The 14,253-nt window shown below is 66.5% G+C and carries 13 protein-coding genes, 2 tRNA genes and 1 pseudogene; 11 read left to right on the forward strand and 5 right to left on the reverse strand.

Annotated features, from left to right (window positions below):
• The 6 genes and pseudogenes from QM685_RS34710 to QM685_RS34735 all read left to right on the forward strand — a co-directional run.
• Positions 1-1,368, forward strand: a pseudogene (locus QM685_RS34710) (ribonuclease E/G); the annotation flags it as partial.
• A 199-nt stretch (positions 1,369-1,567) separates the two neighbouring features.
• Complete coding sequence (moaA, locus tag QM685_RS34715; RefSeq protein ID WP_415123776.1) at positions 1,568-2,677, forward strand: GTP 3',8-cyclase MoaA; 1,110 nt, start codon at positions 1,568-1,570, stop codon at positions 2,675-2,677.
• An 11-nt stretch (positions 2,678-2,688) separates the two neighbouring features.
• Entirely contained in the window at positions 2,689-3,315 is a 627-nt protein-coding gene (mobA, locus tag QM685_RS34720; RefSeq protein ID WP_415123777.1) for a molybdenum cofactor guanylyltransferase MobA, read from the forward strand.
• 61 nt (positions 3,316-3,376) lie between these two features.
• Positions 3,377-4,696 (forward strand): gephyrin-like molybdotransferase Glp, encoded by a 1,320-nt coding sequence (gene glp, locus QM685_RS34725; RefSeq protein ID WP_415123778.1) that lies wholly within the window; start codon positions 3,377-3,379, stop codon positions 4,694-4,696.
• A gap of 75 nt (positions 4,697-4,771) precedes the next feature.
• A complete protein-coding gene (locus QM685_RS34730) occupies positions 4,772-5,047 on the forward strand; it encodes a hypothetical protein (protein WP_085480927.1) in 276 nt (91 codons plus the stop codon).
• The gene (locus QM685_RS34735) at positions 5,047-5,529 is read left to right on the forward strand and encodes a GNAT family N-acetyltransferase (protein ID WP_415123779.1); all 483 of its coding nucleotides are present in this window, start codon (positions 5,047-5,049) and stop codon (positions 5,527-5,529) included. Before QM685_RS34730 ends, QM685_RS34735 begins: the two co-directional genes overlap by 1 nt.
• A gap of 51 nt (positions 5,530-5,580) precedes the next feature.
• Here the strand turns inward: QM685_RS34735 and QM685_RS34740 are convergent, their stop codons facing one another.
• From QM685_RS34740 to pncB, 5 genes are all read right to left on the reverse strand, one after another.
• A complete protein-coding gene (locus QM685_RS34740; protein WP_415123780.1) occupies positions 5,581-7,029 on the reverse strand; it encodes a DNA recombination protein RmuC in 1,449 nt (482 codons plus the stop codon).
• Positions 7,026-8,015, reverse strand: a complete 990-nt coding sequence (locus QM685_RS34745; protein ID WP_415123781.1) for a 2-hydroxyacid dehydrogenase — start codon at positions 8,013-8,015, stop codon at positions 7,026-7,028. The genes QM685_RS34740 and QM685_RS34745 overlap by 4 nt, the downstream gene beginning before the upstream one ends.
• A 49-nt stretch (positions 8,016-8,064) precedes the next feature.
• Positions 8,065-9,501, reverse strand: a complete 1,437-nt coding sequence (locus tag QM685_RS34750) for a sodium:proton antiporter (RefSeq protein ID WP_415123782.1) — start codon at positions 9,499-9,501, stop codon at positions 8,065-8,067.
• Positions 9,502-9,601: 100 nt separating this feature from the next.
• Entirely contained in the window at positions 9,602-10,264 is a 663-nt protein-coding gene (locus QM685_RS34755; RefSeq protein WP_415123783.1) for a LutC/YkgG family protein, read from the reverse strand.
• A gap of 174 nt (positions 10,265-10,438) precedes the next feature.
• Positions 10,439-11,635 carry a nicotinate phosphoribosyltransferase gene (pncB, locus tag QM685_RS34760; protein ID WP_415123784.1) on the reverse strand — a complete coding sequence of 399 codons (1,197 nt, stop codon included), beginning with the start codon at positions 11,633-11,635 and terminating at the stop codon, positions 10,439-10,441.
• A gap of 287 nt (positions 11,636-11,922) precedes the next feature.
• Between pncB and fdxA the strand changes: the two genes are divergently transcribed.
• The 5 genes from fdxA (at position 11,923) to QM685_RS34785 (ending at position 14,185) form a co-directional block, all read left to right on the forward strand.
• Positions 11,923-12,246 (forward strand): ferredoxin FdxA, encoded by a 324-nt coding sequence (gene fdxA / locus QM685_RS34765; protein ID WP_090684436.1) that lies wholly within the window; start codon positions 11,923-11,925, stop codon positions 12,244-12,246.
• A 139-nt stretch (positions 12,247-12,385) separates the two neighbouring features.
• Positions 12,386-12,461, forward strand: a tRNA-Asn gene (locus tag QM685_RS34770).
• Positions 12,462-12,522: 61 nt separating this feature from the next.
• Positions 12,523-12,598: transfer RNA gene (locus tag QM685_RS34775), tRNA-Asn, on the forward strand.
• Between the two features lie 226 nt (positions 12,599-12,824).
• A complete protein-coding gene (locus QM685_RS34780; protein ID WP_415123785.1) occupies positions 12,825-13,301 on the forward strand; it encodes a CreA family protein in 477 nt (158 codons plus the stop codon).
• A 47-nt stretch (positions 13,302-13,348) separates the two neighbouring features.
• The gene (locus QM685_RS34785) at positions 13,349-14,185 is read left to right on the forward strand and encodes an AraC family transcriptional regulator (protein ID WP_415123786.1); all 837 of its coding nucleotides are present in this window, start codon (positions 13,349-13,351) and stop codon (positions 14,183-14,185) included.
• Positions 14,186-14,253: the final 68 nt, after the last annotated feature.

Consider the following 14,253-nt stretch of genomic DNA (forward strand, 5'->3'; position numbering starts at 1 on the left):
GGCACCGCGGGCGGCCGCGACGCGGCAGCGCGCGGCGAAGGCGCGACGGGCGGCCGTCAGGCGCAAGGCCAGCAGGCGTCGCAGCGTCGCGAGGAACGCGAAGGGCGTGAGCCGCGTGGTAATCGTGAGCCGCGTGAGGCCCGTGAAGGCCGTGAGGCACGCGAGCCGCGTGAAGCACGCGAGGGCCGCGAGCGCGACAACCGTGGTGCCGAGCACGCGGAAGCCGTCGAAGGCGCCGCACGCGCCGAACGTCAGGAACGCGGTGAACGCCGTGACCGTGGCGAGCGCGTCGAGCGCGGTGAGCGTCGCAAACCGCAGGCGGAAACCGCCGCGGCGCTGACGCAAACCGATGCGCAAGCCGCCGACGAACTGGCACGAAATCAGGCCGCTAGCGGAGAAAACGGTGCACTGCCCGATCAGGAAACGGTCGCGCGTGACGGCGAAGAGCGCCGTCGCCGCCGCCGCGGCCGTCGTGGCGGCCGTCGCGAGCGCGAAGAGGATCTGAATGGCAACCTCGCAGCGGATGTCGCGGAAGCCGAAGGCGATAACGCGGGCGCGAACGACGAAGCTCCGGTGCGCGTCGCCCAGCCGGTCGAGCACGCGGCTGTGGTGAGCGAAGCGAAGGACGTGACGCCGGTCGAAGTGGTGGTCGCCGCTGTCGCGACGGAAACCGCTGTCGTGACCGAACTGCACGCGGCAGCCGAAACGCCGGCTCTGGCTGCGGAAAACGCCGCGAAGACGGAAAAGGTCGTGCCGGTCGAACAGGCTCCGGTGGCAATGGAACCGGCAGTTGTGGAACCGGCTGCACAAGCACCGGTTGAAGTACCTGCCGCGGCTCAGGCCGAGCCGGCCGCCAGCGAGACGGTTTCGCTGGTTGAACCGGTCGTCGCGCGTACCGAAGCTCCGGCGGCTGCCGAAACACCAGCAATTGCGCCGACAGTTGCGCCGGCCGTCGAAGCACAGCCGGCAGCCGAGGCTGAAGTGCAAGCCGCTGCGGCTCCGCTCGAAACCGCGGCTCCGGCCGCGGTCGTCGCGGTACCGGCAGTTGAGCCCGCGCCGCAAGCCGGAATCGCCGAACCACAGCCGGCCGTCGCGGCAGAACCGGTGGCGATCGAGCCGGCTCCGGCCCCTCTCCCGACAGCCCCGCAAGCACCCGCCCGCGGCGCCGCATCGGCCGATGCGCTGAAGCCGATCCTGGAGCAGGCTGGCCTGATCTGGGTGAACACCGACGCCGACAAGCTGCGCGCCGCGCAGGAAGCGGCGGCGCAGACGGTCAAGCCGCCGCGCGTGGTCCGTGAACGCAAGCCGCTGCCGCCGGCCGACAACACGCCGATGCAACAGATCGAAACGATCAAGCATCCGCAGTAAGCCGCGTCGTTGTCAGCAAAAAGCCCGCCCTCCCCGGCGGGCTTTTTCGTTTCCGCTTGTGCAAGCCGGGCGGGCCCACGCGGCGGCAACATGCCGCTCCCCGTATACCCCGACGGTGCCCGCAGCGCGCCTGCCGCCACGGGCATTTCCGATAGAATGAATGATCCGCTGTCCGTTCAGGCATCCGACGAAGCATTTCATGTCCCGACGCATCATCCCTGTTGCCGATCTCAGTGCGGCGCCGGTCATCGCCGGCCCGGCGCAGACGCCTAGCGGCGTGCTGCACGATGCGCTCGCGCGTCCGCTGCGCGATTTGCGCATCTCGGTGACGGACCGCTGCAATTTCCGCTGCGTCTACTGCATGCCACGCGCGGTGTTCGACAAGGACTATGCGTTCCTGCCGCACAGCGCGCTCCTGAGCTTCGAGGAGATCGAACGACTCGCGCAGTTGTTCGTCGCGCACGGCGTCGAGAAAATCCGCCTGACCGGCGGCGAGCCACTGCTGCGCAAGAACCTCGAATTCCTGATCGAGCGTCTGTCCCGGCTGAGCACGCCCACGGGCCACCCGCTCGATCTCACACTGACCACCAATGGTTCGCTCCTCGCGCGCAAGGCGCAAAGCCTCAAGGACGCCGGGCTCACGCGCGTGACCGTGAGCCTCGATGCGCTCGACGATGCCCTCTTTCGCCGTATGAATGACGCCGACTTCGCGGTCGCCGACGTGCTCGACGGCATTGCCGCCGCGCACGCGGTCGGGCTCGCGCCGGTAAAGGTCAACATGGTCGTCAAACGTGGCACCAACGACGGCGAAATCGTGCCGATGGCGCGTCATTTCAAAGGCACGGGCACGGTGCTGCGCTTCATCGAATACATGGACGTCGGCACGTCGAACGGCTGGAACATGACTGAAGTACTGCCGTCCGCCGACGTCGTCACGCGCATCGCCGGACACTTCCCGCTCGTTCCGCTCGAAGCGCACAGCGCCGCCGAGACCGCTCAGCGCTGGGGCTACGTCGACGGTGGCGGCGAGATCGGCGTGATCTCGAGCGTCACGCGTGCGTTCTGCGGCAATTGCACGCGCGCGCGGCTGTCGACGGAAGGCAAGCTGTACCTGTGCCTGTTCGCATCGACCGGCCACGATCTGCGCGCGCTGCTGCGCGGCGGCGCAAGCGATGCCGAAATCGCCACGGCCGTCGCCGAAATCTGGCAGGGCCGCGGCGACCGCTATTCGCAGTTGCGCGGCAGCCAGCCGACCGATTCGGGCGAGCCGGCCGCACGCCGCGTCGAAATGTCCTACATCGGCGGCTGAGCGGCCGGCGCATGCAAATCCCACGCGAACAGATCACCGGCCTCGTACTCGCGGGCGGCCGCGGCACGCGCATGGGCGGCGTCGACAAGGGACTGCAGCCGCTGCGCGGCGAGCCGCTCGCCGCGCATGTGATGAGACGCCTCGCGCCGCAAACCGGCGCGCTGCTGATCAGCGCGAACCGTCATCCCGATATCTATGCCGCGCTCGGCGCGCCGTATGGCGCGACGGTCGTCGCCGATACACTCCCTGACTTCCCGGGTCCGCTCGCGGGCATGCTCGCTGGCCTGCGCGCCGCCGGCTCCGCGTATCTGCTCAGCGTGCCCTGTGATTCCCCGTGGCTGCCCGCCGACCTCGCCGCGCGCCTCGCGCACGCGCTGGACGAGAACCAGGCCGACCTCGCCACCGTCACGACCGTCGACGCCCACGGCGACGCCTCGCTCCATCCGGTGTTCGCGCTGATGCGCACCGCCCTCGTGGACGACCTCTCGGCGTTTCTGGCGGCCGGCGAGCGCAAGGTCCGCGCGTGGTACGCGCGCCACAAGACGGTCGAAGTCGTCTTTACCGACGAGCGCCCGTTTTACAATGCCAACTCGTTACAAGAACTCGCCGACCTCGAACGTCATCGAGGCCCCGGCTGACATCTGCTCCGGCCGCACGGCGATAGCCGCGCCCGTCTCCGGTCGCGACGCCCAGCCCTTCATGACCACGCTTAACGACTTTTCCCGCTGCGTCGCGCAGTACGATCCTCACGCGCTACCCGTTTCGGCCGCTCAGGCGATTGTCCGGCAGTGGGCGACGCCGGTCGCGGCCATCGAGCGCGTGGCGTTGCGCGATGCGCTCGACCGCGTGCTCGCCGCCGATATCGTGTCGCCGATCGATGTCCCCGCGCACGACAACTCCGCAATGGACGGCTACGCGTTCAACCGCGCGGCGCTCGCGAGCGGCGAGCGAAGCGGCACTGCGAGCGTCGTCGAGCTGACGGTCGCCGGCAAGGCGCTCGCCGGCCATCCGTTCGCGGGCCGTGTCGCGGCGAACCAGTGCGTGCGCGTGATGACGGGCGCCTGCATGCCCGACGACTGCGACACCGTCGTGCCACAGGAACTGGTGGAGCGCGACAGCGCGGATTCCATCGCGATCCGCTTCGCCGCCAACGCGCTCACAGCGGGCGCGAACCGCCGCCGCGCCGGCGAAGACCTCGCGCGCGGCCATGTCGCGCTGCGCGCCGGCCGCATCGTGCGCGCGTCGGATCTCGGCTTGCTCGCGTCACTCGGTATCGGCGAAGTCAGCGTGCGGCGGCGTCTGCGCGTCGCGTTCTTTTCGACCGGCGACGAACTGCGCTCGCTCGGCGAGCCGCTCGACGCCGGCTCGGTGTACGACAGCAACCGCTACACGCTATTCGGGATGCTGCGGCGCCTGAACGTCGATACGCTCGATCTCGGCGTCGTGCGCGACGAACCGGCCGCGCTCGAAGCCGCGCTGCACAGCGCCGCGGCCAACGCCGACGTGGTGCTGACCTCGGGCGGCGTATCGGTCGGTGAGGCCGATTTCACGAAGCAACTGCTGCAGACATTCGGCGACGTCGCGTTCTGGAGTCTTGCGATGCGTCCCGGCCGGCCGCTCGCATTCGGCCGCGTGTGGTCCGGCGCGCAGCCCGGCGAGGGCCGCCCCGCGCTGTTCTTCGGCCTGCCCGGCAATCCGGTCGCCGTGATGGTGACGTTCTATCAGATCGTGCGCGAAGCGCTGCTGCTGATGGCCGGCGCGACGCCGCGGCCGCTGCCGGTGATTCACGCGACGAGCCGCGCGGCGCTGGGCAAGCGCGCCGGCCGCACAGAATTCCAGCGCGGCGTGGCCGAACAGGACGCGCACGGACACTGGCACGTCACGCCGACCGGCTCGCAAAGCTCGGGCGTGCTGAGCTCGATGAGCGAAGCGAACTGCTTTATCGCGCTCGGCCACGACGAAGGCGACATCGCCGCCGGCGAACGCGTATCGATCATGCTGTTCGACGGGCTCATCTGACGCCCGCGCGGCGCGTCGCCAGCCCACCACCGGCACTTCACCCACATACCATCACGACATACGGGTTTGACTTACATGAAAAAACAGATCTCGTTCATCGCACCCGGACAGACCGCCAAGGCATTGATCCTCGTATACCTGACGTTCTCGGTGCCGATCGTGCTGCTCGGCGTGGTGGTCGCGTTCGTGCGTTACGGCTCGGTGGAACTGAGCACCGTGTTCAGCGCGCTGCTGCTGAACGCGATTCTCGGTTTCGTGCTGCTGTGGATCGCCTGCCACGCCTACAACTGGGTTGCGTCGCGCTTCGGCGGCATCGAAATCCATCTGACCGACGCGCCGGAAGAAGCGTAATGCCCGCGACGATCCGCGCCGCCATGCCGGCGGACACCGGTGCGATCTTTGCGCTGACGTACGAGCTCGCGCAGTTCGAGAACCTCACGCATATCTTCGTCGCGACCGAAGAGAGTCTGCGCGACGCGCTGTTCGGCGCGCGGCCGTCGATCGAAGCGCTGGTCGCGCAAGACGCGGGACACATCGTCGGCTATGCGCTCTTCTTCCACAATTATTCGACCTTCGCCGGCCGGCGCGGGCTGTATCTCGAAGACGTCTACGTGCAGCCCTCGCAACGCGGCACCGGCCTCGGCACCGCGCTGCTGCGGCGCGTCGCGGCGGTGGCGGTGGAACGCAATTGCGCACGCTTCGAGTGGACCGTGCTCGACTGGAACGAGGCGGCGATCGGCTTCTATCAGAAGATGGGCGCGACGGTGCTGCCGGACTGGCGGGTCGTGCGCGTGACGGGCGACGCGTTGGAGCGGCTGGCTGACGGGGGCTGAGAGTCAGCCGCCGTCCATCCGATACCTCGCGCCATTCAAACACCTGACTTCTTACTTCTCATCGGGCTCCGCACCCGAAAGCGCATCGCCGAGCAAACCGCTCGCCTCGTCGCCCGGCAATGCCTCGACGTCGCGTAGCTTGCGATTCATCATGCGCGTGCGCGTTTCTGCGGCTTCAATGGAACGCGTGACGGTCTCAAGTTGCGCTTTCGTCTTCGCGAGCACGTCGCCGAATTTGCCGAACTCCGTCTTCACCGCGCCGAGTACCTGCCACACTTCGCTCGAGCGCTTTTCGATCGCGAGTGTGCGAAAACCCATTTGCAGACTGTTGAGCAACGCGGTCAGCGTGGTCGGCCCCGCAATCGTCACGCGATAGTCGCGTTGTAGCAGATCCGTGAGCCCCGGCCGGCGCAGCACTTCCGCGTACAGGCCTTCGGTCGGCAGGAACAGCAGCGCGAAGTCGGTCGTATGCGGCGGCGCCACGTACTTCTCCGCGATCGTGCGCGCCTCGGCGCGAATTCGCGCTTCGAGCGCGCGCGACGCTTCTTCGACCGCCGCCGGATCGGCCCGCTCCTGCGCTTCGATCAGACGTTCGTAGTCCTCGCGCGGGAATTTGGCGTCGATCGGCAGCCACACGGGTGTGGTCGCTCCGCCCGGCTCCGGGCGCCCCGGCAGACGGATCGCGAACTCCACGCGATCGGCGCTCCTCGGCACCGTCGCGACGTTCTTCGCGTACTGGTCGGCGGTCAGAAGCTGTTCGAGCAATGCTTCGAGCTGCACTTCGCCCCATGTGCCGCGCGTCTTCACATTGGTGAGCACACGCTTCAGATCGCCGACACCGGCCGCGAGCGTCTGCATTTCACCCAGGCCGCGATGCACCTGTTCGAGCCGATCGGACACGAGCTTGAACGATTCGCCGAGGCGCTGCTCGAGCGTCGCGTGCAGCTTTTCATCGACGGTGCGGCGCATTTCCTCGAGCCGCGCCGCGTTGTTCGCCTCGATGTCCTTCAGGCGCTGCTCGATCGTCGCGCGCACTTCGGCGAAGCGCCGGTCGTTCGCCTCGGTGAGCTGCCCGAGTTGCAGGCTCAGCGTGTCGCCGAACTGCTTGAGCGAGCGGCCCTGCTCGTCGCGCGCCTGCTGCGCCTGCGCCTGCAGGCTCTGACGCATCGCGTCGAGTTGCTGCGCGAAGCCGTCGATCTTGCCGCCCTGCACCGTCGTCATGCTGCCGAACTGCGCGGCGAGCGTCTGCTGAAAATGCGCGAAGCCGCTGCTTTGCTCGGTGCGCGACACGCGCGCCGTCTCGGCGATGTCGTTGCGCAACTGGCGCTCGAGCCGTTCGTACGCGTGCGCCTGCGCGTCGGTGGCGACATCGAGACGTTCGTTGAGCTGCTCGAATTGCTCGTCCTGTTGCGCGCGATGGTTCCCGCGCATCAGCAACGCGAGCGCGATCACCAAGGCGACCGCCAGCACCGCGACGGCCGCCACCAGAATCATCGTCATGAACGCGCCTTGCCGATCACATCGGGGTTGATCGGGTTCGGCGGCTGGCCGGCGCGCGGCCCCTCGCCGAGCGCGGCGATCAGGTTGTCCGCGGCGAGATTCGCCATCGCGCGGCGCGTGGCTTCGGTCGCGCTCGCGATGTGCGGCGTCAGCACGACGTTCGGCACGGTCAGCAGCGCCGGATTCAGCTTCGGCTCGCCCTCGAACACGTCGAGACCGGCCGCCGCGATGCGCTTGTCACGCAGCGCCTCGGCGAGCGCCGCATCGTCGACGATGCCGCCGCGCGCGATGTTGGTGAGCGTCGCGGTCGGCTTCATCAGCGCGAGTTCGGCCGCGCCGATCGTGTGATGGTTGTCCTGCGTGTACGGCAGCACCAGCACGACGTGATCGGCGCGCCGCAGCAGATCCTCTTTCGACACGTACTCGGCATTCAGCTCGGCCTCGATCCGCGGCGCGACGCGTGAGCGATTGTGATAGATGACCCGCATGTCGAAGCCCTGCGCGCGTCGCGCGAGCGCCTGGCCGATCCGGCCCATGCCGATCACGCCGAGCGTCGAGCCGTACAGGTCGTTGCCGAGGAAGCCGTCGTAGCTCCACTTCTGCCAATGCCCGGCGCGCAGCCAGTGCTCCGATTCGGCGATGCGGCGCGCGGCGGCCATCATCAGCGCCCAGCCGAAGTCGGCGGTCGATTCGTTCAGCACGTCAGGCGTATTGGTGCCGAGCACGTTCGCCGCATTGAACGCGGCCATGTCGAAATTGTTGTAGCCGACCGCCATGTTCGACACGACGCGCAGACGCGGCGCGGCGGCGAGCACGCGCGCGTCGATCATCTCGCCGGCGGTCAGCGCGCCGTCCTTGTCCGCGAGACGGCGCGTCAGTTCGTCGGCGGGCAACACGTCGCCCTCGTTCCAGTCGACGTCGAAATACTGTTTGAGCCGGTCGATCACATCGGGAAAGATCGAACGGGCAACGAGGATTTTCTGCATTGCAATTCTCCGTGCGGCACGTCGAGCGGGGGGCGCCTCGGCGTCGCAATCAGTGTCGAAAAAAGAGCCAGCCGGTAGCCGCGAAAAGCGGCAGCAACACCGCGCCGGACCAGCCCAGATACGCAAAAAAGCTCGGCATGCGCACGCCGCGCGATTGCGCGATCGCCTTCACCATGAAGTTCGGCGCGTTGCCGATGTAGGTGTTCGCGCCCATGAACACCGCGCCGGCCGAGATCGCCGCGAGCGTGGTCGCGCCGGTGGTCATCAACGTTCGCGCGTCGCCGCCGGCCAGGTTGAAGAACACGAGATAGGTGGGCGCGTTGTCGAGAAACGACGATAGCAGGCCGGTCGCCCAGAAGTACATGATGTCACGTGGCTCGCCGGACGGCTCGTTGACCAGATGGACGATGCCCGCGAACGCGCCGGCCTCGCCCGCGCGCAGGATCGTGATGACCGGCACGATCGTCACGAAGATGCCGGCGAACAGTTTGGCGACTTCCTCGATCGGCGCCCAGTCGAAATCGTTGCCCGCGCGAGCCGCGCGCGGCGTCAGCGCGAGCGACAGCAGCGTGACGCCGATCAGCGCGACGTCACGCACGACGTTCTGCAACGCGACGTACGTGCCGAATACGTCGAACGTGACCTGCGGGCGCCATAGTCCGCTCATCAGCACGAGCGCGATCACCGCGGCGAGCAGCACGAAATTGACCTTGCCGTCGATGCCGAGCGGCGCGCCCTCGGGCGTCGGGTCGAGAAACGGCAAACGCACTTCCTCGCGCCGATGGAAGTAATACGAATCGAGCGCGTGGAAGACCGCGAGCAGCACGCCGCTGACGAACAGCATCGGCGCCACGAGATGCGTGGTGGTCCAGAAAAAGCTCACGCCCTCGAGAAAGCCGAGGAACAACGGCGGATCGCCGAGCGGCGACAGCGCGCCGCCGACGTTCGCGACGAGAAAGATGAAGAACACCACGACGTGCGTGACATGGCGGCGATTGTCGTTCGCGCGCAGCAATGGGCGGATCAGCAGCATCGCCGCGCCGGTCGTGCCCATCACGCTTGCGAGCAACGTGCCGAGCGCGAGAATCGCGGTGTTCAGGCGCGGTGTGCCGCGCAGATTGCCGCGCACGCAGATGCCGCCCCCGACGGTATAAAGCGCGGTCAGCAGGATGATGAAAGGGATGTACTCGTCGAGCATCGCATGCACGAGTGCGCCGAACGCCTCGGCCGTCCCGAACTGAAATGCGAACGGCACGAGGAACACGAGCGCCCACGCCGCCGCGATCTTGCCGAAATGGTGGTGCCAGAAGGCGGGCGCGACGAGCGGAAAGATCGCGATCGACAGCAGCACGCCCGCGAAGGGCACGCCCCACAGCGCCGAAAGCGTTGCGCCGTTGGGCATCGCCGCCCACGTCGGCTGCGACCAGAACGCGAGCATCGATGCAAGGATCAGCCACGGGCCCGCGCGGCCGGTGTGCCCTTTCATACTGTCGCGGCGCTTGCGATGGCGGGCAGCCGCCAGCGTTGCGCGCGCCGCGAGTACCGCGTGGGCCGTGTATGCGTTGAGGCGCCGCCGCGCGCCGCGCTCAGACACCCTGAACAACGATCGCATGCACCCGGTAAGGGCCGTGCGCGCCCAGCACGATGGTCTGTTCGATATCGCCGGTGCGCGACGGCCCGGAGACGAAGTTGACCGCGCGTGGCAGCTCGCCGCGTTCCTTGCGGATCAGCCCGAACGCCTCTTCATGACCCGCGACGATGCGCGATGCCGGTACGATCGCGATATGCGTTTCCGGCAGCAGCCCGGCCGACGCATACGTTTCCGGCCCGGACAGCAGCACGAGCGTGCCGGTCTCGGCGGTCGCGCAGAAGCAGCCGGTGAGACCCACCACGTCGTTGTCTCGAGGTTTGCGGAATTCGACGGCGAGGCCCGCCTCGGCCCACGGCAGATCGCGCAGCGTTTGCCACGCGATGGTCTGGAGCGGCAAACCGTGTTGCGTCAGATACCGATGCGCGGCGGCGGGTACGTCGGCGAGGGTTTGAACGGTATCGACGGTGGTCTCCATCTTCCGCGCTTCTTCGATGAAGCGTGCGCACAGATCGGCGGGTATGTCCGGACGCGGACCGACGGGATGGCGCGCGAGGTAGTCCGCCGCGGCTTCGCGTTCGGCGGCGGATGGCTCGGGCTCGCGCCCTTGCGCGGCGCGGATGCGCGCCAAAATGTTGTGGCGGGCAATCGATGTGTCCATATGCGAAATCCTCGTGTCGACAGCCGTGCCATATGGCGACGAGATGGCGAGGATTATACCGGCCGCCCTTCCCGCGAACACCCTGGCCGAACGGCATATTGCCGTGTGCCGCGCGCGCGGCGACACTGTTACGACGAACCGCGAAGCGCGCCGGAACGCGCACCGAAAAACGCGCTACTTCGCTGCCTCTTCCTCGGGCTGAGCGATACCGAACACCTGGCGCAGATACGCGAGATAGGCCTTGTCCTCGCACATGTTCTTGCCCGGCGAATCCGACAGCTTCGCGACCGGCTGACCATTGCAGCGAACCATCTTGATGACGATCTGCAGCGGGTTGTAGCCGAGGTCGTTGGTCAGGTTGGTGCCCACGCCGAACGCGAGCTTGCAGCGGCCGCGGAAGCGCTCGTATAGCTGCAGCACCTTCGGAATGTCGAGCGCGTCGGAAAAGACGAGGATCTTGGTGCGCGGGTCGCAGCGGTTCGCCTCGTAGTGCTTGAGCAGGCGCTCGCCCCAGTCGAACGGATCGCCGGAATCGTGGCGCGCGCCGTCGAACAGCTTGCAGAAGTACATGTCGAAGTCGCGCAGGAACGCCTGCATGCCGTACACGTCGGACAGCGCAATACCGAGGTCGCCGCGATATTCCTTCGCCCACATCTCGAAGCCGAAGATCTGCGAGTCGCGCAGCCGCGGACCGAGCGCCTGGCAAGCCTGCAGGTATTCGTGCGCCATCGTGCCGAGCGGCGTGAGACTGTGCTTCATCGCGTAGAAGACGTTGCTCGTGCCGGCAAACTGCTCACCGAGGCCGTCCTTCAGCGTCAGGATCACCTCTTCGTGCCATTGCTTCGAGAAGCGGCGGCGCGTGCCGTAATCGGCGATCTTGCAGTCGGCGAATTCCGGACGCGCGCCGAGCAACTGGATCTTCTCGAGCAGGCGGCCGCGCCCTTCGTGGTAATCGGGCGTTTGCTGGGTGTTGCGAAAATAGACTTCGTTGACGATCGCAAGCACCGGAATCTCGAAGAGGATCGTATGCAGCCACGGCCCCTTGATGTCGATGTCGATTTCACCATTGCCCTTCGGCGAAGGCGTGATCGAGATGTACTTCTCGTTCAGATGAAACAGCGCGAGAAACTCGATGAAGTCGCCCTTGATGAAGCGCATGCGCCGCAGGTAGTCGAGCTCGTCGTCGGTGAAGCGCAGTTCGCAGAGCTTGCGCACTTCGTCGCGAATCTCGCCGATGTACGGCACCAGATCGACGTTCGGCGTGCGGCAGCGGAAGCGGTACTCCACGTTCGCGGCGGGGAAGTGATGCAATACCACCTGCATCATCGTGAACTTGTACAGATCGGTATCGAGCAGCGAAGTAATAATCATGATGGTACGAACTGGACCGCCGGAAAACGGAAGGGCTCGCAGGCCCCTTTCAACGGATGCGCGTACGGCAGCCGTGCGCGCCAACCTGATGCAGGTTACCCGCGCATGTTACCCGAATGCGCGCGCCTTCAGCGTGCCAGCGGGCGCTCATGCAGCCGGCCATAAACTAATCACTAAAACATATATAAGAGGCGCTGTCCGACGCTTCATGCGCCTCTTGACGTTACGTTACAATAACGCTTTTGGCGTGCGCGCCTTCCCTGATTCCGCATGCAGGAGCTGCCTGAATGACTCACGTTGTGACCGAAAGCTGCATCAAGTGCCGCTATACCGACTGTGTCGATGTGTGCCCGGTGGACTGCTTTCGCGAAGGTCCCAACTTCCTCGCGATCGACCCCGATGAATGCATCGACTGCGCAGTGTGCGTGGCCGAGTGCCCGGTGAACGCCATCTATGCCGAAGAGGACGTGCCGGGCGACCAGCAGGACTTCATCGCGCTGAACGCCGACCTGGCGAAGAACTGGCCGAGCATCACGAAAACCAAGGCGCCGCTGCCGGAAGCCGACGAATTCAAGGACGTGAAGGAAAAGCTCGCGTTGCTCGCACGCTGAGCACGCTCGCCTCCCGCCTGCCTCCTCAGGGTTGCCTGTTACCACCCCGCCCAATCAGATCTGGCTCGAATAAGCGCTGGGTATTGACAGGCGCTTAAGCTACTCCTACAATTTCGCTTCTCTGCTGTTGTTGTTCTGTTCCTCGATAGCTCAGTCGGTAGAGCGCCGGACTGTTAATCCGTAGGTCCCTGGTTCGAGCCCAGGTCGAGGAGCCAAGAATTGCAAAAGCCCGTTAACCATGACGGGTTTTTTTATGTAGATCAGGTTGTCTGCTGTTCCTCGATAGCTCAGTCGGTAGAGCGCCGGACTGTTAATCCGTAGGTCCCTGGTTCGAGCCCAGGTCGAGGAGCCAAAATTTTGAAAAGCCCGCATCCGTGCGGGCTTTTTTGTTTTAGCGCTCGTATTTCGCCCAGCCGGTTCGCACAGCCGGATATCGCCGGGCGCGGCACATCGGGACGGCCATGCAGGTTTGCATCGCATTGCCCGCGCGCCGTTATACGATGGCGGCTTCGCCGCGCGCATACCTCGCGTATTCCGTGCTCCCCCACCCGATTCCACGCATTCGACCCGGCAATCTCATGAAATCCACCTCGCTACGCATCGCGCTCGCCGCCGCCGGCGCACTGCTACTGTCCGCGGCGCACGGCGAAGAAGTCGCCAGCGTCAATACGAATTTCCACGTTACCGGTTCCGACCGCGTGGTCGTCGAGGCTTATGACGACCCCATCGTGCAAGGCGTCACCTGCTATGTGTCGCGTGCGCGAACCGGCGGCGTCAAAGGCACGCTCGGCATCGCCGAGGATCCCACCGAGGCGTCGATCGCATGCCGCCAGGTGGCGCCACTGCATTTCACCGGGCCCGTCAAACAGAAGGACGACGTGTTTTCGGTGAGCATGTCGCTGATCTTCAAATCGCTGCACGTGGTGCGCGTGGTCGACACGAAGCGCAATGCGCTCGTCTATCTGACCTATAGCGATCGCGTCGTGAGCGGCAGCGCGAAAAACAGCGTCAGCGCCGTGCCGATGCCGCCCGGCACGACGATCCCCGTCAAGTAACAACTGAGGCGCCGCGCTACACTGATCGGTCCAGCCGGACTTTTGTCATGACCGCCACCCGCCGTTTCCGCGATTCCGCCCGCTACTGGCGCACGCCGCTGCTGCCCGGCGCGGATCTGCTCACCGCCGAATATCACGACCACGAGTTCGCGCCGCATTGGCACGACGCGTACACGATCCCGGTGATCGTCGCGGGCGCGGAGAGCTATCGGTATCGCGGCGAGAATCATGTCGCCGAAGCGGGCAGCGTGCCGGTCATCAATCCGGGCGAGCTGCATACGGGGTCGAAGGCGGTCGAGGCCGGCTGGCGCTATCGCGTAATGTACGCGCCGGTGGAATTCCTCCGCGGGCTCGCCGACGAAGTCGCCGGCAAGCCGCAGGCACTGCCGTGGTTCGCGCCCGGCGTGATCCGCGATCCCGATCTCGCGACGCGGCTCGCGCACGCCCACCGTCTGCTCGAAGCGGGCGGCGACGCCCTCGCCGCCGAAGCCGCGATGCTCGACGCGCTGTCCACGCTGCTGGTCCGCTATTCGCGGACGCGCCCGGCGGCCGCGCGCCTCGCCGCCGACGACACCCGCATCGCGTTGATGCAGGAGCGTCTGACCGGCGATCTCGTCGAGCCCGTCACGCTTGCCGAAATCGCGAAAGCGGCGGGTCTGTCGCCGTTTCACGCGGCGCGGCTGTTCACGCAGTCGACCGGTCTGCCGCCGCACGCGTGGCGCAACCAGGTGCGCTTGCAGCGCGCGCTCGCGCCGCTGCGCGCCGGCATCTCCGTGACCGATGTCGCCGCCGCGAGCGGCTTCACCGACCAGAGCCATTTCACGCGGCATTTCCGGCGTATGTTCGGCGTGCCGCCGGGGCAGTGGCAAGGGACTCATCGCTAACGGTAGCGCAACGCGAATTCGCGTTGCCGCGCGACGGGATCTCCGCAACCAAAGTGCCCCCCGGCCAG

Origin of the sequence: Paraburkholderia sp. (genome assembly GCF_047605525.1) — a bacterium.
Lineage (GTDB): Bacteria > Pseudomonadota > Gammaproteobacteria > Burkholderiales > Burkholderiaceae > Paraburkholderia.